Raw genomic sequence first — 18,236 nt, 5'->3', positions numbered from 1 at the left:
CAGGCAGCATGCCTGAATCGGCCGAGCAGCACAGCCCCGCCAGAAACGACGAGGCCCCGCGTTCTCACGCGGGGCCCCGAGTCTACTGCGATGAGCTCAGACCACGCCTTGCGCCAGCATCGCATCGGCCACTTTGACGAAGCCGGCGATATTGGCGCCCTTGACGTAGTTGATGCGACCGTTCTCTTCACCGTGATGGACGCAGGCATGGTGGATGTTCTGCATGATGCCGTGCAGACGCTCGTCCACCTCGCCAGCACTCCAGTGCAGGCGCATGGCGTTCTGGCTCATTTCCAGGCCACTGGTGGCCACACCACCGGCGTTGGACGCCTTGCCCGGCGCGTAGCAGATGCCGGCCTCGACGAACAGATCCACTGCCTCCAGGGTCGAGGGCATGTTGGCGCCTTCGGCCACGCAGATGCAGCCGTTGTTCAGCAGCGCGCAGGCATCCTCTCCGTCCAGCTCGTTCTGCGTCGCGCAGGGCAAGGCGATATCGCAGGCCAGGCCCCAGGGACGCTGACTGGTGAGAAACTGCAAACCGTAATGCTCAGCCATCTCGCGCAGGCGACCACGACGCACGTTCTTCAGCTCCATCAGGTACTGCCACTGTTCGTCGCTGAGGCCGCCCTCGGCGTACAGCGTGCCTTCGGAGTCGGACAGCGAGATCACCCGTCCGCCCAGCTCCATGACCTTCTGCGCCGCGTACTGGGCGACGTTGCCGGAGCCGGAAATGGCCACACGCTTGTCCTCGAAACCCTGGTCGATACGCTTGAGCATCTCCTGGGCGAAGTACACGCAGCCATAGCCGGTGGCTTCCGGACGGATCAGGCTGCCACCGTAGCTCAGGCCCTTGCCGGTCAGCACCGAGGTGAACTGGTTGGACAGACGTTTGTACTGGCCGAATAGATAACCGATCTCGCGGCCACCGACACCGATATCACCGGCCGGCACGTCCAGGTCGGCACCGATATGGCGGTACAACTCGGCCATGAACGACTGGCAGAAGCGCATCACCTCGCCTTCGCTCTTGCCCTTGGGGTCGAAGTCCGCACCGCCCTTGCCGCCGCCCATGGGCAGCGAGGTCAGCGAATTCTTGAACACCTGCTCGAAGGCGAGGAACTTGAGTACGCCCAGGTTCACCGAGGGGTGGAAGCGCAGACCGCCCTTGTACGGACCGATGGCGCTGCTCATCTGGATACGGTAGCCGCGGTTGACCTGCACCTGGCCACGGTCGTCGACCCAGGGCACGCGAAACAGGATGGCCCGTTCCGGCTCGACCATACGCTCGAGAATGCCGGCCTCGCGATAGCGCGGATTGGCTTCGAGGAAGGGCCACAGGCTGCGCACCACCTCTTCCACCGCCTGGTGGAATTCCGGTTGATCGGGATCGCGCTGTTTCAGGCGCGCCAGGAAAGAATCGACGGACAACGACATGCGGCACCTCGACACCACAAAGACAAAGTGGCCGGCACTCTAGCAGGCAGCAAGGCACCAAAACAGATCAAAATGTCGCCTTGATGAAACTTTTTAGTGCGCCATCCAGTGCGCCAAGATTGAAAAGCCTCTAAAGCAAAGTTTTCCCAATTTAATTACGCACCGAATAAGCGCAAAAAGCGCACAAATATCGACCACAGCTTGCACCACTGGCGTCACAGCTTTGCCGAATGAAGCTGAACAGGCTCGTTCTTCGTGGGGATCGGATAGCAGGCTAGGCGGTATGATGCCGCAAACCCTGCTATGACACAGGAGACACCATGCCACTCGCTCAACTGATCAGCACGGAACACCTTCAACAACGTCTGGGACAGCAAAACCTGCTGATCCTGGACTGCCGCTTCGCCCTCGAAGACCCGGCCTACGGCCGCCGCAGCTACCTTGATGGGCATATTCCGGGCGCCCACTTCCTCGACCTCGAACAGGATCTGTCCGCTCCGGTGGTCAAGGGCGTCACCGGCCGTCACCCACTCCCCGACCCGAGCGCACTGGTCGAGCGCCTGCGCAGCTGCGGCCTGCGGGCGGACAGCCAGGTAGTGCTGTATGACGATGGCCCCGGCGCCTTCGCCGCGCACGCCTGGTGGTTGCTGCTGTGGCTGGGCAAACGTGATGGCCTGTACCTGCTCGATGGCGGCCTGAAAGCCTGGCGTGAAGCCGGCCAGGAACTGACCACAGCGGCACCGAGCAACGTTCCCGGTGATTTTTCCGCGCAACCGGACAACAGCCTGCTGCTGACGGCCGATCAACTGGCCCAGCGTTTGGGCAACCCGGACCTGACCCTGCTCGATGCGCGGGCACTACCGCGCTTTCGAGGCGAGGTCGAGCCGCTCGACCCGGTCGCCGGACACATTCCCGGCGCGCAATGTGCCGTGTTCACCGACAACCTGGGTAACGATGGCCGCTTCCTTGCGCCGACCGCCTTGCGCGAGCGCTTCGACAAGCTGCGCGGAGAACGTACCTTGGAAAACCTGGTGGCCTATTGCGGCTCCGGCGTCACTGCCTGCCACAACCTGTTCGCCATGAGCCTCGCTGGTTACCCACTGGCACCACTCTATGCGGGGTCCTGGAGCGAATGGATCACCGATCCGACACGCCCGATAGTCACGGGCGATTGATCGAAGGTTTTAAGCACCAATCGAAATATGCCCAATAACTCAGATCCGAAATCAATTTAAAAACAGACCTTTACAGCTTAAATATCGCACTAGACTTGAGAATGAGCGGCTAACCCCGCTCCCGGTGGGGCCTTTATCGAAGAGCCACTAGAAAAGCTGCCACGCGCCCGGCCCCACCGGCACCCTCCGCGAGGATGCCATGGGAATTGCCGCCTGCGATCTCAGCCAGCATGTGATCCGCCCTACCCTTCTCTATCTCGAACGCCATAGCGCCACGGCCGAAGCGCTGCTGCTGGGAGCTGCGGCCTGTCAGTCAGCACTGGGCAGTGCGCTGGACACCCCGCAAGGTCACGGCCTGTATCGCATCAGTGAACAGCGCCACCAGATACTCTGGGACCAGCATCTGGCCTTCGACCCGGAGCTTGCCAGCCGTGTACGTGGCCTCGCCAGCCAGCACGCCTTTCTTGAAGCTCCACACGTGGAGCTGACGGTCAATCTGCGTTACGCCACGGCCATTGCCTGGCTGCTGGTCGAAAGCGAGAAACTCGAGATGCCAGCCGCCGATGATCTGCCGGCCTTGGGCCGAATCTGGTGCAAGGTTTTTCAGCCCCAGGCTCGTCAACATGACTTTCTCGATGCCTGGCAACGCTGCATCGAGCCCGTCAGCCAGGTGGCCTGACCGAATAGTCAGAAAGTCTAATTCAGAAAATCCGTACATTTTCAAACCAATTGTCCGACAATGCGCTCTATTTAGGGAACTTCAGCGTCTTGGCAGGGGTCAGGAAAAACTGTAGCGTGCGCCCCCCGCCTCACCACAGGAGCTTCCCCGTGAGCAAACGTCTTCTCAAGACCGGTCTTGCCGTCGCCATCACCGCCACCTCGAGCCATGGTTTCGCCAGCGGCTTCGCCCTCAACGAACAAAGCATTTCCGGCATGGGTACCTCCTTCGCCGGCCGCTCATCATCCGCCGATGACGCCAGCACCGTGTTCGGCAACCCGGCCGGCATGGCGCGCCTCAAGCGCGACGAAGTGTATGTAGGGGCGGCGGCGATTCACGCCAAGAGCGATATCAGCCACGCCAGCGCCAACGCAGGCCCCCTGGCGCTGTCGGGTAGCAACGACGGTGATATGGTGCCGACCACTGGCGTACCCATGGGTTATTACGTCAAACCGCTGGACGACAAGGTCGCCTTCGGTCTGGGCGTATACGTGCCCTTTGGCCTGATGACCGATTACGAGAGCAGCTTCCAGGGCCGCTACTACGCCGACAAGAGCTACGTGCGGGTGATCACCGTGCAGCCGACCTTGAGCTATCGCTTCAATGACAAGCTGTCGGTGGGTTTCGGCCCGACCTTCAACCACATCGAAGGCGAACTCACTTCCTCCGTGCTCAACCCGCTGAGCCCCGGTAGCAATGACGGCAAGGTGAAGGTCAAGGGTGACGACACCGCTGTCGGCTTCAACGTCGGTGTGCTCTACGAGTTCACCCCGAACACCCGCGCAGGCGTGACCTACCATTCGCGCGTGAAGTACGAACTGGAAGGCGATACTCGTGTTTCCGGTAGCGGCGCGCTGGCCGGCATCGCCGGCAAGTACGACGCCAATCTGGACCTGACCACGCCCGAGTCGGTGGACATGTCCATCACTCACGACCTGAGCGATGCGCTGACGCTGTATGTCGGCAGCACCTGGACGCGCTGGAGCCGCTTCAAGGAAATCCGCGTGGAGAACGATTCCGCGACGCTGCCGGCCAACCTTTCCACCATCGTCGAAGAGCAGAACTGGCACGACACCTGGGCCCATGCGGTCGGTCTGTCGTACAAGGTCAGCCCGCAGTGGACGCTGCGCACCGGTATCGCCATCGACCAATCGCCGACCAACAACGTCGACCGCTCGCCGCGCGTGCCCTCCGGTGACCGCACCATCTTCAGCGTCGGCGCCGGCTGGAGCCCCAATCAGGACATGACCATCGACGTGGCCTACTCCTACCTGCAGGAAGAGTCGGTGGACGTGAACCACGTCAGCGCTACCCGTGGCACCTACAGTGCGCGCTACAAGAACAGCGCTCATGGCCTGGGGGCTTCACTCAGCTATCGCTTCTAATCGAGGCGCGGCTTTGGCTAAACTTACGCGGCAGAACAACAATAAAAGCCGCGTGAGAACATCATGACTGCCCTCTGCACCACCCTGCCCGACAATCTTCGCCTGCTGCTGGTCGACGACCACCGCATCTTTCTCGACGGCCTCTCCCTGGCCTTGTCGCCACTGAGCCAGAACCTGCAGATCCACACCGCGCACAGCGCTGCAGAAGCGGAGCAGTGCTTGCGTCAGCATGACTACGACCTGATCCTGCTCGACCTGCGCCTGCCTGACGAGCCCGGCATCGAACTGTTGCAGCGCTGGCTGGCGCGCGGCGAGAGCACGCCGGTGGCGATTCTCAGCGCCAGTGATTCCGCGCTAGAGGCTCAGGCGGCGCTGGCCGCCGGCGCACTCGGTTTCATCCCCAAGAGCTCCGATGGTAACGCCCTGCGCCAGGCGGTGACCCGCGTCTTGCTGGGCGAAACCCTGCCGGCGCCAAGCAGCTCATCACCGCTGACACCCAGGCAGTTGGAAATTCTCCAATTATTGGCAGAAGGCCTGCCGAACAAAGCCATCAGCCGCGAGCTGGGTCTGGCCGAAGACACGGTGAAAACGCACCTCAAGGCGCTGTTCGAAACCTTCGCCGTGCATACCCGCACCGCCTGCGTCAGCGCCGCCCGTCAGCGCGGCTGGCTGTGATCAGGTGAGTGCCTGGCGTGCCTGCAACTGAGTGGCCAGCACCTGGCGCAAACGCGCCGGCAACAGGGGCTTGCCCAGGGGAATGACGTGCGCCGGCAGGCAGCGTTCATGCAGTTCCGGGCTCAGATCAGCAGTGATCAGCAACGCCGGCAACATCTGCCCTGCCGCCTCACGCAGTCGCTCGATGGCCTGCAGCCCGTCGCCCCGCTCGGCTAACCGATAGTCGCTGATCAGCAACTGCGGCGCCTCCTGGCGCAGAGCCTGCAGCGCACCGGCCAGATCGGCGCAGGCCTGCACCTCGCAACCCCAGCGACGCAACAAGCCGGCCAGGGCTTCGCGCCCAGTGGCGTCGTCTTCGAGCAACAGGATGCGCCCGCGCAATGCCAGCGCAGCATCAACGCGTGGCGCCGGCGCCGGTACCTCGGCCAACGGCAGGCGCAGGACGAAACGCGCACCGGCGTCAGGTCGGGAATGCAGCCGCAGGGGATGCTCCAGCACCTCAGCCAGCTGCCGCACGATGGCCAGGCCGAGACCGAGACCGCGCTCGGCATTGCGCCCAGGATTGTCCAACTGACGGAACTCCTCGAACACCAGCGCCTGTTCCGCCTCGCTGAGACCACGGCCATCGTCCGCCACCTCCAACACGATCTCGTCGCCGTCACGCCGCGCACTCAGCTTCAGGTGCTGCGCCTGTGCGTGCAGCAGCGCATTGTTGAGCAGATTGCGCAGCAGTCGCTCCAGCAACAGCGGATCGCTGTACACCCCGTAGTCGTCACAGTGCAGCTCAAGTTGCAGCCCTTGTTGCTGCGCCTCTGGAGCCACTTCGGCAATCAGCCGCTCAAGCAATGGGCGCAGGGCGAACACATGTGGCCTGGCCTGCACGCCACCGGGCAAGGTCAGGCGGGTGTAGTCGAGCAACGATTGCAGCAGACGCCCCAGCTGCTCTACCGAAGCGGCCAGACGCGCGCTGATGCGCCGGGTTTGCTGGTCACCGCCCTGTTCCACCAGGTGTTCGGCGTACAACCCCATGGCGTTGAGCGGCTGGCGCAGGTCGTGACTGGCAGCCGCCAGCAGACGCAACTTGCGCGCGTCATCGGCTTCGGCGCGCTGGCGCGCCAGGTCGAGCAGGCGCAGGTTCAGCCAGGCACCGCGCTGACCGTGCTCCTGCATATAAGCACCGACGCTGCCGATCAGGTTGGCACAGAACAGAAACAGGCCCTGGTAGGCCAGCTCACCGCCGGTTTCGCCGAACAGCACACCTACACCGATGAACAACAGGCAGAAGCTCCAGCTGCACAGACTGATCGCGCGGAACGATAGCCCAAGCAGGGCGTAGCCGAACAACAGGACGAGGAACAGGCCGTCGTAGGGCATCGCTACGCCCTGCTGCCAGCACAGGTGCACGATCAACGCGACGCTGACACCGTTGACCCAGTAGGCTCCGGCATAGACCAATGGCACCCTGGCAGACGGTGCCTCGATCCGACGACAGTAGAAAAAGGACAGCGCCAACACCGCCAGCGCGAGCAGGCGCAGCGGTAGCACCGAGAGACTGACCGTCAGCGGCATAAGCAGAAAATCCAGCAGCGCATAGATCAGCTGGAACAAGGCGGCCGTGGGGGCGATCAGGGGCAGACGCCGACGAATACGCTGCACCCGATGCTCGGCAAAACCCGCCTCCAGCTCGGCGACGAAACGCAGCAAGCGATAGCCTCGGCGCTGCTGGGCCAACAGCAGGCGCTCGCTCATGGGCGACATCCGTCAGGGGTCGAGCGGCTCCGGCTGCTTCGCGGCAATGGCGTCATAGGTTTCCACACGGTGTCGGTCTTCACTGCTGAACAGCCGCTCGCGCAGCTGGCGCTGCAGTTGCTCGCCATCCGCCTCGCTCAGCCCCCGACCTTGCAGGCTGGCCAACTCATTGCGATAGGCCTGGTAGTGCTGCTGCCAGTCGCGCTCGCGACGCTGCTCATCCAGCAGGCGCTGCACGGTGTCCGGATCATAGGTCATCGCCAGGAACTCGCGCACCTGTTGCTCGTCCGCACCATCACGCCAGAGTTGCTCGCTGCGCTGCAGTTGCTCCTGGGCCAGTTGCTGGCGCTGCTCACTTTCGCGCAGCGCATCGGGCAGACGCTCACGCAACTGTTCGAGCAGTTGCGTGCGCTGCGCCTCGCCGAGGTCATCACGCTGCTGCACTGCCAGGCTATCGAGGGTGTAACGGGCATAGGCCTGTTCGGCGCCGAACAGCGCTTCCTGCGCAGCTGCAGAGAAATGTGCGCGGCGCAGCTCGTCCAGGCGCGCGAAAGCCGACTGCAGAGCCTGTAGCTGCGCCTGCGGCTCGACCTGCTGCCTTGCATCCAGTGGTTGCTGCATCAGCGCCATGCTGGCGCGCTTGTAGTCAAGGTAATCACCGAGCAGGCTGATCATCTGCCCGAGTGCGGGCTCCGGCAGGCGCCGGCCGGCATCGGCCAGCAACGCCTCGATCACCGCATCGAGCCCGGAATGATCGACCGCGCTGAGGAAGTAATCGAAGTAATCGCGAACCGCCTGATCCAGCAGCAGATTGCCGGCCGCGTCGGTACGCAGCTGGCCATCCACCTCGGTACCAGCCAGGCTGGGCAAGGTCGCGGCTATTGGCGGTTGCGCCTCGGCGGGCGCCTTGGCGGGGGAAGTCGAAGCCTGCTCGATCGACGACTGCCGTGACGGCACGGCGACAGTGGCAGCAGGCTGAGCTTCAGGCACTGCTGCCGGCCAGCGCCAGTGCAGGGTAAGGCCACCAGCGACCACCACGGCAACCAGGGAAAGACTGAAGAATTTGGACATGCGACCTCACTGCGGCGAGTTGCCCCGCCGCGTTCACCGGGATCAGACGCCCTTGTTCTTCAGGCGGTTGGCGTGCTGGCGATACAGCGACACCGGCTCGGTCCAGCCACGAATGCCGAACAGGTGGTTGATCGCATCGACGTGGTTCATGTTGTAGCTGTCGTCGATCACCTGCCCCAGATAAGTGGAACATACGCCCACCAGACCGTCGTTCTTCTCGCTGCCAAACACCAGGCCGGTGAAGGCCAGGAATGGATCAGCCGCATCGAGCACGTTGGTATAGGCGGCATTACCGGTCCAGGAGTAGTAGCGGATGCTGTGACCGCGCACGTTGTGCACTTCGGTGGACTTGGCGCAGTAGCTGCTGGTGTTGACGCCCCACGGGTGGCGACTGTTCAGCGCACTGGTGCCCGCGGTGGTCAGGGTGCCTAGCGCGTTGATACCGTTTTGCGGGTTGCTTGAGCCAGACAGCAGATTGATCACCGCACCGAGGGCGTTGGCGATGGCATTGGCGCCGCCTTCGATACCGCTACCCGGTGGCAGCACGCCGCGCACCACATCGGCGACCTTGGAGCCCTTGTTGACGCCGTTGATCGAGGTCACCGAGGCCACCAGATCCGGCCGCAACGAAGCCGCAACGCGCGAGGTCGGCGAGCCCTGACTGTGGCCGATCAGGTTGACCTTGCCGCCTCCGCCTGCGGCCCAGGGCACGATCTGCCGGGCCAGCTCGGCGCCGCGCTGCTCGCTGTCATTGAAGGCAGCGACACTGGCGACGTGCACCAGGGCGCCATCGCGCTCTAGGTTCCAGGGAATGGTATGGAAGTAATTGACCAGCCCGCCGATGGTATTGAACCCGGTCACGCCGTGTACCAGCACGATCGGATACTTGGTCTTGGTGTAGTTGGCCTGGGCCTCGACGGCGCCAAGCAGAGCGAGTGTTGCCAGGGCAGCGGTATAGACGCGACGCATGGGTGCCTCCTTATTGTTCTTGTAGGGCACGCCGGGTGAACTGCGTCCGGCGCCTGGCCAGTCTAGGCAGGCAGACGGACAAGGCCCATCGCCCAGATGGGTGAAGGGCCGTGAAGCGGGACGGAATCAGGGTTGCGAGGCGATCGCCTTCTCTACGGCGGCAATCAGCTCGGGATCGTCAGGCTTGGTCAGGCTGGAGAAACTCGCCACCACCTTGCCCTGACGGTCGACCACGTACTTGAAGAAGTTCCAGCGCGGCTGCCGGCTCTGCTCGGCCAGGCCCTTGAACAACGGGATGGCATTGGCACCCGAAACCGGCTGCGGTTCGGTCATGGCGAAGGTCACGCCGTAGTTGACGTAGCAGACGGTGGCCGTTTCCTTGCTATCGGCGGATTCCTGGCGGAAGTCGTCGGACGGCACGCCCAATACCTCCAGTTCCTGATCCTTGTACCGCTGGTAAAGCGCTTCAAGCCCTTTGAATTGCGGGGTGAAGCCGCAAAAGCTGGCGGTATTGACCACCACCAGCGGCTTGCCCGCGTACTGACAGAGCTCGATGTTTTCACCTTTGGCGCGCAGCTTGGGCAGTTCGCCCTGGAGCATGGCCGGACACTCTGCGGCAAGCACCGGCAACGCCAGGCTGGAGAGCAAAAGTGAACAGGCAAGACGACGAATAGACATGGCAGTGACCTCGGGCAATGACGCGATTCCACCACGCTACTCGCAGGCCCAGACGCAAGCAACTCGGGTCTGTACGAAAAGTCGTCGAGCGAAGGTCAGGCGATACCGATGGCGGCCCCACAAAAACGGGTGAGGAACGGACTGGGCTCGCATTCGAGTTTACGAGTTGTAAATGAGCATTCGACCGGGCTGGCGTTCCAGCCCGTTTTTAACGCAGCATCAACGAGCGCAGGCACTTATCGTGCAGAACCTAGCAGATACCGATGCCCAACTGCAGCAAAGCCAACCCACCCTGGCGCCAGCCCCACCAGGCCAGCGCCAACAGTAGACCAAAGCCCAGCGTCAGGCCGGCGAACAGCAGTACCCTGTGGCTCACGCCGGCGCACCTTGCAGCCGCGCCACCGGCACCTCACGCACCGGCCAGTTCAGCGCGGCAGCCATCACACTCAGGCCGATGGAGATCTGCCAGACCAGGTCGTAGCTGCCAGTGGTGTCGTAGAGGTAGCCGCCCAGCCAGCCACCGAGGAAGGAACCGAGCTGGTGGAACAGGAAGACGATACCGCCGAGCATCGACAGGTTGCGCACGCCGAACAGGGTCGCCACGGTACCGTTGGTCAGCGGCACGGTCGACAGCCACAGCAGGCCCATGGCGATACCGAACAGGTAGGCACTCCACTGCGTCAGCGGTGCCACCAAAAACAGCGTGATCACCACACCGCGCAGCAGATACAGCGCACTGAGCAGGCGCGGCTTGGACATGCGTCCACCGAGCCAGCCGGCGATGTAGGTGCCAAATATATTGAACAGGCCGACCAGCGCCAGCACCGTGGTACCGGTCAACGCCGGCAGGTGGTGATCAACCAGATAGGCCGGCAGGTGCACGGCGACGAATACCACCTGAAAGCCACAGACGAAGAAACCCAGCGCCAGCAGCCAGAAACCGGAGTGGCTGGTGGCCTCGCGCAGCGCTTCGACCAGCGTCTGCTGCGGACCATTGGTCACTGGTGGCGGCGTCTCCTTGATCATCGCCGCCAGCGGAATCATCAACGCCACCAGCAGCCCCAGGGCCAGCAGTGCTGCCGACCAGCCGAGCCAGCTGATCAGGCCGAGCGTGCCCGGCAGCATGGCGAATTGACCGAAGGAGCCGGCCGCCGCAGCAATGCCCATGGCCATGCTGCGTTTTTCCACCGGCACGGCGCGACCGACCACGCCGAGAATCACCGAGAACGACGTGCCGGACAGACCGATGCCGATCAACAGGCCAGCGCTCAGCGACAACGACAGCGGCGAGTCGGCCATCCCCATGCACACCAGACCCAGCACGTAGAGCACGCCGCCGATGACGATGGCCTTGCGCGCGCCGAAACGGTCGGCCAGCGCACCGGTGATCGGCTGGGCCAGACCCCAGATCAGGTTCTGCAGGGCGATGGCGAAGGCGAATACCTCACGGCCCCAGCCAAATTCCGCACTCATCGGCGGCAGGAACAGGCCGAAGCCATGGCGCGTGCCAAGCGACAGCGCCAGGATCAGCGATGCGCCGAGCAGCAGCCAGGTGGTTGAACGCCATGCAGTTGTCATCAGTATCTCCAGCGGACGGTCGCCTGCGACCGTGTAGGCAGTGATGCGGCCATCAGGCCAGTTCTTCGAGCAGCCTCATCAGCTCGGCACGGCGATCTGCGCCTAACCGGGCATTGAGTTCACGCTGCACCTGTTCCCACAGCGGCAGCGCCTGTTCGATGCGTTGCAGGCCGGCTTCTGTGAGCCGTACCTCGCGAGCGCGCAAATCGCGCCCTTCTCCCAGTTGCACCAGCCCCTGATCCTCCAGCACCCGCAGGTTGCGCCCGAGCGTGCTGCGATCGAGCCCCATGGCGTCGGCGAGCAGGGAAATGCTCGGTTGACCGAGCCGCTGCACATGACGCAACAGGGAAAACTGCGCAGCACCGAGCCCGACGGCCGCGAGGGCATCGTCGTAACGGCGGGTGACACCGCGGCTGGCGCGGCGCAGTTGGGTACAGAGACAAGAGGTCGGCAACATGGATACAGGTATATACCCGCATCGGCGATTGGCACTCATACAGTTGCCCACCGCCTCGCCATAACAGTTGAGATCAGAGACTCAGGGCCAGCGTCAGGAGCACGGCGCACTCGGCCAGCTCGACCAGGGCACCGGCGGTATCTCCGGTGGTGCCGCCCAGGCGTAACAGCAACGCGCGACGCAGCCAGACGAACAGCAGCAATGCCGTGGCCAACGCCAGCAGCCCCGCCCAGCCGAACAGCAGCATGCCCAGTAGATGCACGCCCAGCACCCAATGCAGTTGCCCACGCGGCAGATGATCGACCAGGGCCTGACCCAGCCCACCGGCCCGCACGTAGGGCGTGGTTGCCAGCAGCAACGGCAACAGGCTGCGCCCCAGCCAGGGCAGCAGCAACAGGTAGATGCCCTGCCCGGCCTGCAGGAGCGTGAACAACCCAGCGAACTTGAGCAGTAACAGCAGCACCAGCACCACCACCGCAATGGGGCCGCTGCGCGGGTCCTTCATGATCGTCAGAGTGCGCTCGCGATCACCGAAACCGCCGACCCAGGCATCAGCGGTATCGGCCAGGCCGTCCAGATGCAGACCGCCGCTCAACCCCACCCACAACGCCAGAATGATCGCCGCCTGCAATAACGCCGGTGTCTGCCCCAACAGCAGATGAGCGCCCCACAGCAGCAGGCCGAGCAGCAGCCCCACTAGCGGGTACCAAAGCAGCGAGCGCCCCACCTGCTCGGGGGGGGGCATGCCCGGCAGACTGACCGGTAGACGAGTGAGGAACTGCAGGGCGATCAGCAACGCGATCATGGCAACTCCGCCAGTTGCTCATCGGCATCCAGGCGCAGACGAAAACGCTGGGCATAGCCGACGTTGACCTGCAGCAGATCCTGGCGTGGCAGGCCACGCGCGCGCGCCAGCAGCAGGCGCATCACGCCGCCGTGGGTGATCAGCAGCAGCCGCTCTCCCGCATGGCGCTGCTGCAAGCGCCGCAAGGCAGCCAGCACACGCGCTTCGAACTGCAGCAACGGCTCGCCATTAGGCGGTGTGAACGCATAGGGATCGGCCCAGAAGCGACCCAGCGCCTCAGCATCGCTGTCCATCAGCTGTGCAGCAGTGCGCCCTTCCCAATCACCGAAATGCAGCTCTTGCAGATCCGCCTCGTAGTGCAGCGGCAAGGCATTGGCCAGCGCGACTTCCTCGGCAAACCGCGCGCAACGCTGCAGTGGCGAGCTGATCAGGCGATCCCAGGGGCCGGCGTCCTGCACCGCTGCGCGCAGTTGCGCCCAACCCTGCTCGGTCAGCGCATCATCCAGGCTGCCACGCAGCCCACCGCCCAGCTCGGTTTCACCGTGACGCAGCAATTCCAGATGCAGCATCAGCTCGGCCTTTCGGCGACAGCCGCTTCGGCGAAGGTCGCCATCTGTCCGTGCAAGGCACAGGCCAGGCGCAGCAGCGGTACCGCCAACGCGGCGCCGCTGCCCTCACCCAGACGCAAACCCAGCTCCAATAGCGGCTCGGCCGCCAGCGCCTGCAGCACGCGCACATGACCGGGCTCGGCACCGTGATGGGCGAACAGCAGCCAGTCGCGGCAGCCAGGGTTCAGGCGCACGGCGAGCAATGCCGCAACGCTGCAGATAAAGCCATCGACCAATACCGCGATACCCTGCTGCGCGGCGGCCAGGTAGGCGCCGGTGAGCGCGGCGATCTCGAATCCACCCAGGTGAATCAGCGCCTGCAATGGCCCGTCGATCTGCGCCCGGTGCAGGGCCAACGCGGCATCGATCACCCGCGCCTTGTGCGCCACACCCGCGCCATCCAGCCCGGTGCCGGGACCTGCCAGCTCGCTCGCCGGGCAACTCAGCAGCCAGCAGGCCAGCGCTGCCGCCGCGGTGGTGTTGCCGATGCCCATCTCGCCACCGACGAACAGGTCGCAACCGCTAGCACGCGCGCGTTGGATGCTGTCGCGGCCGGCCTCCAGGCAAATCATCGCCTGGGCCAAGGTCATGGCCGGATCACGGGCGAAATTCTGCGTACCAGCACCGACCTGCAGATGGCGCACGCCAGGCAGCGGCGGCAAGGGTTCAGCAGTACCCAGGTCGATCACCTCGAGCGCCGCATCCAACTGACGCGCGAGCACACTGATCGCCGCACCGCCAGTGACGAAGTTGGCCAGCATCTGCCCCGTCACCGCCTGCGGGTAGGCGGAAATCCCTTCGGCCACCACGCCATGATCACCGGCAAAGATGGCGATCGACAGTTTGTCCAGGCTCGGCCGCTCGCGCCCCTGCAATGCGGCCAGATGGATCGCGAGACTCTCCAGCCGCCCCAGCGAACCCGCCGGCTTGGTCAATTGCTGCTGACGTGTCTCGGCCTTGAGCCGCGCAACATGATCGAGCGGCTGACAAGGCCCTTGCCACCATTGCAGACTCATAACGCCTCTCCCTTCAACACCATGGGCAAACCGGCGACGGTGAACAGCACGCGCTGACTGCGCTCGGCCAGCGCCTGGTGCAGCCAGCCGGCCTCATCGACATAACGGCGGGTGAGCTCGCCCAGCGGCACCACACCCAGCCCGGTTTCGTTGCTGACCAGCAGGATGCGCCCGGGCAGCTCATCCACACAGGCGAGTAGCGCATCGCGTTCGGCCGCCAGTCGAGCAGGATCGTCCTGCATCAGCAGGTTGGTCAGCCACAGGGTCAGGCAGTCCACCAGCAGGCAACGGCCGGGCGCGGCCTGTTCGCGCAGCACATGGGCCAGCGCCAGCGGCTCCTCGACCAGCGCCCAGTGCGCCGGGCGACGCGCGCGATGCTGAGCGACGCGCGCATTCATCTCGCCATCGAGCGGCTGGCTGGTAGCGATGTAAACGACTTCCAACCCGGACTCGTCGGCCAGCTTCTCCGCCAGCCGGCTCTTGCCGGAACGGGCACCGCCGAGGATCAATTCAAGCATGCTTCCATCCACATTAATTCAGCCCTGCAGAGTTCGCTCCTACAGGCCGCAAAGCGCTCTGAGTTTTTCGGTATCCAGATGCAGTTCCACCTGGTCCGCCAGGCGTTCGATATCGCGCTCGCGCAACGCCTGATAGTCCACCGTCTGCACCTCATGCAGCCCGGCCCAGCGCAACAGTGCAGCGAGCGCCGACGGCTGCTCGAACAGGCCGTGCAGGTAGGTGCCGAGCACCTGGCCATCGGCGCTGAGACCGCCATCGCTGCGCCCGTCATCCAGCTGCACGGCGCCGTTGAGGCCCGAACCACGACTGACGCCGGCATGAATCTCGTAGCCGCTGACATCAGCCTGCTCCAGGCACAGCCGACCGCGGACGTTACGCAGCTGCTTTTCCGGCTCAAGCAGCGTCTCGAAATCCAGCAGGCCGAGGCCCTCGCTGCTGCCGGCAGCGCCTTCCAGACCGTGCGGATCGTGAATCTGCCGGCCGAGCATCTGCAGGCCACCACAAATGCCCAGAACCTTGCCGCCGTAGCGCAGGTGGCGGGTGATCGCGGCGTCCCAGCCCTGCTCGCGCAGCCGTGCGAGATCGGCGCGCACGCTCTTGGAGCCAGGCAGGATGATCAGATCCGCTGGCGGAATCGCCTGGCCCGGCCCGACGAAGGTCAGTTGCACCTGCGGGTGTAGCCTTAGCGGGTCGAAATCGGTGTGATTGCTGATACGTGGCAACACCGGCACCACCACGCGCAGCGCCTGTGCGTCCTTGGCCTGCTGACGGGTATCGACGGCGTCTTCGGCTTCCAGGTGGAAATCCATCAGATACGGCAGTACGCCGAGCACGGGCTTGCCGGTGCGCTGCTGCAACCAGTCCAGCCCCGGCTTGAGCAACGCGATATCACCGCGAAAACGATTGATCACGAAACCGCGGATGCGCGCCTGTTCGCTCGGGCTGAGCAGCTCCAGGGTGCCGACCAGATGGGCGAACACGCCGCCTTTGTCGATGTCGGCAATCAGGATTACCGGGCAATCCACCGCCTCGGCAAAGCCCATGTTGGCGATGTCACCGGCGCGCAGGTTGATCTCGGCCGGCGAGCCTGCGCCCTCGACCAGCACCAGTTGATGACGCTCAAGCAAGCGCGCGTGTGACTCCAGCACAGCCGCCATGGCCACCGGCTTGTAGCCGTGATAGGTCAGCGCCTGCATGTTGCCGATGGCACGGCCGTGAATGATCACCTGGGCGCCCATGTCGCTGTTGGGCTTGAGCAGCACCGGGTTCATGTCGGTATGTGGCGCCAGCCCGGCCGCTTGCGCCTGTACCGCCTGTGCCCGGCCGATCTCGCCACCGTCAGAGGTCACGGCGGAATTGAGCGCCATGTTCTGCGGTTTGAACGGCACCACGGACACGCCCTGGCGCCGTACCCAGCGACACAGCGCCGTCACCAGTGTGCTCTTGCCAGCATCGGAGGTGGTGCCCTGCACCATCAGGGTGGTCATCAGGGCGTTTCCTCGAGACTGGCCAATATCGGCGCGCATTCCAGCAGCCCCTGCTCCAGCCGCAGCCAGCCAGCCTCGTCCGCCGGCAGGCCGAAGCGCAGGCTGTCCAGCTCGGCGAACAGGCGCACCAGGATGCCCCGCCGCGCCAGCAGCTCGACGCAGGGCACGGCGCGACGGGTGCAGCAGAACTGGAACAGCGACGAGCCACCGGTCGACGGCAAGCCACAGTCGCGCAGCAGCGCCTTCAGGCGCTCGCCGTCAACCAGCAGGCGCTCACGCTGGCGGCGCTGCCCCTCGCCATCGACCAGCAGGCTGCGCGCCACGCTGCGCGCCGGACCGCTAACGGCCCAGGGCCCGAGCAGCGCCGCCAGCTCATCCAGCAAGGCCTGTGCGGCCAGGACAAAGCCCAGACGCAGACCGGCCAGGCCGAAGAACTTGCCGAACGAACGCAACACGATCAGCCCCGGCATGTCGCTGTAGGCGGCCAGGCTGTGCTCCGGCGTGCAATCGATGAAAGCTTCGTCGACCACCAGCCAGCCGCCGCGCTCGGCCAGTTCGTCGTGCCAGTCGAGCAGGCGCGCCGGCTCGATCAGGCGGCCGGTCGGGTTGTTCGGGTTGACCACCAGCAGTACATCCACTTGCGGCAGCGCGCGATGCACCGAGCCCTCGCTCAGCTTGATCACCCGGTGCCCCTCGCGTCGCCAGGCGGCAGCGTGCTCGGCATAGGTCGGTGCGAGGATACCCACGCTGCTGTTCGCGCGCAGACGTGGCAGGGCCTGGATCGCCGCCTGCGAGCCGGCTACCGGCAGCAGGCTGACGGCGCCGTAATAATCGCGCGCCGCCTGCTCCAGGCCGTCGTCCGCTTCAGGCAGGCGCGCCCAGGCAGAGCCCGGTACCGCCGGCAGATCCCAACCATAGGGTGCGACCCCGGTGGACAGATCCAGCCAGTCCTCCAGCGGGATGCCATAGCGCTGCGCCGCTGCGCGCAGACGACCTCCATGTTCAAGCACCCAGCACCTCCCAGACGATCAGGCATAACAGCCACAAGCCAACCCCGGCGATAACCCTGTTCATCGCCCGTTCGATATCCCGTGCCCGCGGCGGTGGGCCTTCGCCCAGTTGTGGGCGTTCATGCACCTCGCCGTGATACTCCGCCGCACCGCCCAGACTAATGGCCAGGCTTCCGGCACCAGCGGCCATCACTGGGCCAGCATTGGGACTGTCCCACAACGGCGCCTGCCGGCGCCAGCAGCGCAGGGCCAGGGCAGTACGCCCAAGCAGCGCATAGGTCAGCGCCACCAGTCGCGCCGGGATGTAATTGAGCACGTCATCGATCTTCGCCGCGGCCCAGCCAAAACGCTCGAAGCGTTCGTTGCGATAGCCCCACATGGCATCGAGCGTATTGCTCAGGCGGTACAGGACGACGCCCGGCGCGCCAGCGACGATGAACCAGAACAAGGCGGCGAACACGGCGTCGGAGCCGTTCTCCAGCACCGATTCGGTGCCGGCACGGGCCACCCCGGTTGCGTCCAGCTCGGCGGTATTGCGGCTGACCATCCAGCCGACGCGCTCACGCGCCAGGGCCAGGTCACCCAGGCGCAGCGCGCGGGCCACCGGCTGCGCGTGCTCGTACAAGCTGCGCAGGCCAAGGGCGAAGTACAGGGCGAAGATCTCCACCGCCCAGCCAAGCGAGGTCAGGTGCACCAACAGCCAGGTAAGCAGGGTCAGCGGCAGCACCGCCAGGCACCAGGCCGATACGCCATGGCTGCGCCAGCCGCCACCGGCCGGGTTGAAGCGCTGCTCCAGGCGCCCCGCCAGGCGGCCGAAGGCCACCAGCGGATGCGCGCGCCTGGGCTCGCCCAGCACGGCGTCCAGCGCCACGCCGACGCAGGTGATCAGCGCCAGGCTCATC

At 64.8% G+C, this 18,236-nt stretch carries 19 protein-coding genes; 4 read left to right on the top strand and 15 right to left on the bottom strand.

What is annotated here, in order from left to right; all coding sequences use genetic code 11:
* Positions 1–96: 96 nt before the first annotated feature.
* Positions 97–1,434 carry an NADP-specific glutamate dehydrogenase gene (gene gdhA / locus BLT86_RS03315; protein ID WP_017677449.1) on the bottom strand — a complete coding sequence of 446 codons (1,338 nt, stop codon included), beginning with the start codon at positions 1,432–1,434 and terminating at the stop codon, positions 97–99.
* 320 nt (positions 1,435–1,754) lie between these two features.
* Here gdhA and BLT86_RS03310 point away from each other — a divergent pair, with 320 nt between their 5' ends.
* The 4 genes from BLT86_RS03310 to BLT86_RS03295 all read left to right on the top strand — a co-directional run bounded on the left by BLT86_RS03310 (position 1,755) and on the right by BLT86_RS03295 (position 5,387).
* Positions 1,755–2,609 carry a sulfurtransferase gene (locus BLT86_RS03310; RefSeq protein ID WP_017677450.1) on the top strand — a complete coding sequence of 285 codons (855 nt, stop codon included), beginning with the start codon at positions 1,755–1,757 and terminating at the stop codon, positions 2,607–2,609.
* Between the two features lie 199 nt (positions 2,610–2,808).
* On the top strand, positions 2,809–3,288 hold the full coding sequence (locus BLT86_RS03305) for a hypothetical protein (RefSeq protein ID WP_017677451.1): 480 nt from the start codon (positions 2,809–2,811) through the stop codon (positions 3,286–3,288).
* Positions 3,289–3,437: 149 nt separating this feature from the next.
* Positions 3,438–4,712: an OmpP1/FadL family transporter gene (locus BLT86_RS03300; RefSeq protein WP_092374602.1), complete on the top strand. Its 1,275-nt coding sequence runs from the start codon at positions 3,438–3,440 to the stop codon at positions 4,710–4,712.
* Positions 4,713–4,775: 63 nt separating this feature from the next.
* Positions 4,776–5,387 carry a response regulator transcription factor gene (locus tag BLT86_RS03295; RefSeq protein ID WP_017677453.1) on the top strand — a complete coding sequence of 204 codons (612 nt, stop codon included), beginning with the start codon at positions 4,776–4,778 and terminating at the stop codon, positions 5,385–5,387.
* On the opposite strand, the gene BLT86_RS03290 is transcribed toward BLT86_RS03295, so the two are convergent.
* The 14 genes from BLT86_RS03290 to cbiB all read right to left on the bottom strand — a co-directional run bounded on the left by BLT86_RS03290 (position 5,388) and on the right by cbiB (position 18,235).
* Positions 5,388–7,136, bottom strand: coding sequence for a hybrid sensor histidine kinase/response regulator (locus tag BLT86_RS03290; RefSeq protein WP_026088611.1), 1,749 nt, complete (start codon positions 7,134–7,136; stop codon positions 5,388–5,390).
* 12 nt (positions 7,137–7,148) lie between these two features.
* Complete coding sequence (locus tag BLT86_RS03285; RefSeq protein ID WP_017677454.1) at positions 7,149–8,207, bottom strand: lipase secretion chaperone; 1,059 nt, start codon at positions 8,205–8,207, stop codon at positions 7,149–7,151.
* Positions 8,208–8,249: 42 nt separating this feature from the next.
* Complete coding sequence (locus BLT86_RS03280) at positions 8,250–9,176, bottom strand: esterase/lipase family protein (RefSeq protein WP_017677455.1); 927 nt, start codon at positions 9,174–9,176, stop codon at positions 8,250–8,252.
* Positions 9,177–9,302: 126 nt separating this feature from the next.
* Positions 9,303–9,854, bottom strand: coding sequence for a glutathione peroxidase (locus BLT86_RS03275; protein ID WP_026088612.1), 552 nt, complete (start codon positions 9,852–9,854; stop codon positions 9,303–9,305).
* Positions 9,855–10,104: 250 nt separating this feature from the next.
* On the bottom strand, positions 10,105–10,230 hold the full coding sequence (locus BLT86_RS26195; RefSeq protein WP_017677457.1) for a hypothetical protein: 126 nt from the start codon (positions 10,228–10,230) through the stop codon (positions 10,105–10,107).
* On the bottom strand, positions 10,227–11,432 hold the full coding sequence (locus BLT86_RS03270; protein ID WP_017677458.1) for an MFS transporter: 1,206 nt from the start codon (positions 11,430–11,432) through the stop codon (positions 10,227–10,229). The genes BLT86_RS26195 and BLT86_RS03270 overlap by 4 nt, the downstream gene beginning before the upstream one ends.
* 52 nt (positions 11,433–11,484) lie before the next feature.
* Positions 11,485–11,889, bottom strand: a complete 405-nt coding sequence (locus BLT86_RS03265) for a MarR family winged helix-turn-helix transcriptional regulator (protein ID WP_017677459.1) — start codon at positions 11,887–11,889, stop codon at positions 11,485–11,487.
* Between the two features lie 73 nt (positions 11,890–11,962).
* Complete coding sequence (locus tag BLT86_RS03260; RefSeq protein ID WP_017677460.1) at positions 11,963–12,694, bottom strand: adenosylcobinamide-GDP ribazoletransferase; 732 nt, start codon at positions 12,692–12,694, stop codon at positions 11,963–11,965.
* Positions 12,691–13,263 (bottom strand): alpha-ribazole phosphatase family protein, encoded by a 573-nt coding sequence (gene cobC / locus BLT86_RS03255; protein WP_017677461.1) that lies wholly within the window; start codon positions 13,261–13,263, stop codon positions 12,691–12,693. Before cobC ends, BLT86_RS03260 begins: the two co-directional genes overlap by 4 nt.
* Positions 13,263–14,318: a nicotinate-nucleotide--dimethylbenzimidazole phosphoribosyltransferase gene (gene cobT / locus BLT86_RS03250; protein WP_092374599.1), complete on the bottom strand. Its 1,056-nt coding sequence runs from the start codon at positions 14,316–14,318 to the stop codon at positions 13,263–13,265. Before cobT ends, cobC begins: the two co-directional genes overlap by 1 nt.
* Complete coding sequence (gene cobU / locus BLT86_RS03245) at positions 14,315–14,836, bottom strand: bifunctional adenosylcobinamide kinase/adenosylcobinamide-phosphate guanylyltransferase (RefSeq protein ID WP_092374596.1); 522 nt, start codon at positions 14,834–14,836, stop codon at positions 14,315–14,317. The genes cobT and cobU overlap by 4 nt, the downstream gene beginning before the upstream one ends.
* Positions 14,837–14,875: 39 nt before the next feature.
* Complete coding sequence (locus BLT86_RS03240; protein ID WP_092374593.1) at positions 14,876–16,324, bottom strand: cobyric acid synthase; 1,449 nt, start codon at positions 16,322–16,324, stop codon at positions 14,876–14,878.
* On the bottom strand, positions 16,324–17,334 hold the full coding sequence (gene cobD / locus BLT86_RS03235) for a threonine-phosphate decarboxylase CobD (protein ID WP_092374590.1): 1,011 nt from the start codon (positions 17,332–17,334) through the stop codon (positions 16,324–16,326). Before cobD ends, BLT86_RS03240 begins: the two co-directional genes overlap by 1 nt.
* Positions 17,327–18,235 (bottom strand): adenosylcobinamide-phosphate synthase CbiB, encoded by a 909-nt coding sequence (gene cbiB / locus BLT86_RS03230; protein ID WP_092374587.1) that lies wholly within the window; start codon positions 18,233–18,235, stop codon positions 17,327–17,329. Before cbiB ends, cobD begins: the two co-directional genes overlap by 8 nt.
* Position 18,236 lies beyond the last annotated feature (1 nt).

Source organism: Pseudomonas sihuiensis, assembly GCF_900106015.1.
Lineage (GTDB): Bacteria > Pseudomonadota > Gammaproteobacteria > Pseudomonadales > Pseudomonadaceae > Aquipseudomonas > Aquipseudomonas sihuiensis.
The sequence above is the reverse complement of the archived record's forward strand: the minus strand, read 5'-3'. Positions and strand labels throughout refer to the sequence as shown.

Bases quoted from the DNA above. Each gene is read 5' to 3' on its own strand.
- BLT86_RS03305 (WP_017677451.1), top strand. From the start codon at position 2,809: ATGGGAATTGCCGCCTGCGATCTCAGCCAGCATGTGATCCGCCCTACC.
- cobU (WP_092374596.1), bottom strand. From the start codon at position 14,836: ATGCTTGAATTGATCCTCGGCGGTGCCCGTTCCGGCAAGAGCCGGCTG.
- gdhA (WP_017677449.1), bottom strand. From the start codon at position 1,434: ATGTCGTTGTCCGTCGATTCTTTCCTGGCGCGCCTGAAACAGCGCGAT.
- BLT86_RS03270 (WP_017677458.1), bottom strand. From the start codon at position 11,432: ATGACAACTGCATGGCGTTCAACCACCTGGCTGCTGCTCGGCGCATCG.
- cobC (WP_017677461.1), bottom strand. From the start codon at position 13,263: ATGCTGCATCTGGAATTGCTGCGTCACGGTGAAACCGAGCTGGGCGGT.
- BLT86_RS03265 (WP_017677459.1), bottom strand. From the start codon at position 11,889: ATGTTGCCGACCTCTTGTCTCTGTACCCAACTGCGCCGCGCCAGCCGC.
- BLT86_RS03260 (WP_017677460.1), bottom strand. From the start codon at position 12,694: ATGATCGCGTTGCTGATCGCCCTGCAGTTCCTCACTCGTCTACCGGTC.
- cobT (WP_092374599.1), bottom strand. From the start codon at position 14,318: ATGAGTCTGCAATGGTGGCAAGGGCCTTGTCAGCCGCTCGATCATGTT.
- BLT86_RS03280 (WP_017677455.1), bottom strand. From the start codon at position 9,176: ATGCGTCGCGTCTATACCGCTGCCCTGGCAACACTCGCTCTGCTTGGC.
- BLT86_RS03310 (WP_017677450.1), top strand. From the start codon at position 1,755: ATGCCACTCGCTCAACTGATCAGCACGGAACACCTTCAACAACGTCTG.
- cbiB (WP_092374587.1), bottom strand. From the start codon at position 18,235: ATGAGCCTGGCGCTGATCACCTGCGTCGGCGTGGCGCTGGACGCCGTG.
- BLT86_RS03295 (WP_017677453.1), top strand. From the start codon at position 4,776: ATGACTGCCCTCTGCACCACCCTGCCCGACAATCTTCGCCTGCTGCTG.
- BLT86_RS03275 (WP_026088612.1), bottom strand. From the start codon at position 9,854: ATGTCTATTCGTCGTCTTGCCTGTTCACTTTTGCTCTCCAGCCTGGCG.
- BLT86_RS03285 (WP_017677454.1), bottom strand. From the start codon at position 8,207: ATGTCCAAATTCTTCAGTCTTTCCCTGGTTGCCGTGGTGGTCGCTGGT.
- BLT86_RS03290 (WP_026088611.1), bottom strand. From the start codon at position 7,136: ATGAGCGAGCGCCTGCTGTTGGCCCAGCAGCGCCGAGGCTATCGCTTG.
- BLT86_RS03240 (WP_092374593.1), bottom strand. From the start codon at position 16,324: ATGACCACCCTGATGGTGCAGGGCACCACCTCCGATGCTGGCAAGAGC.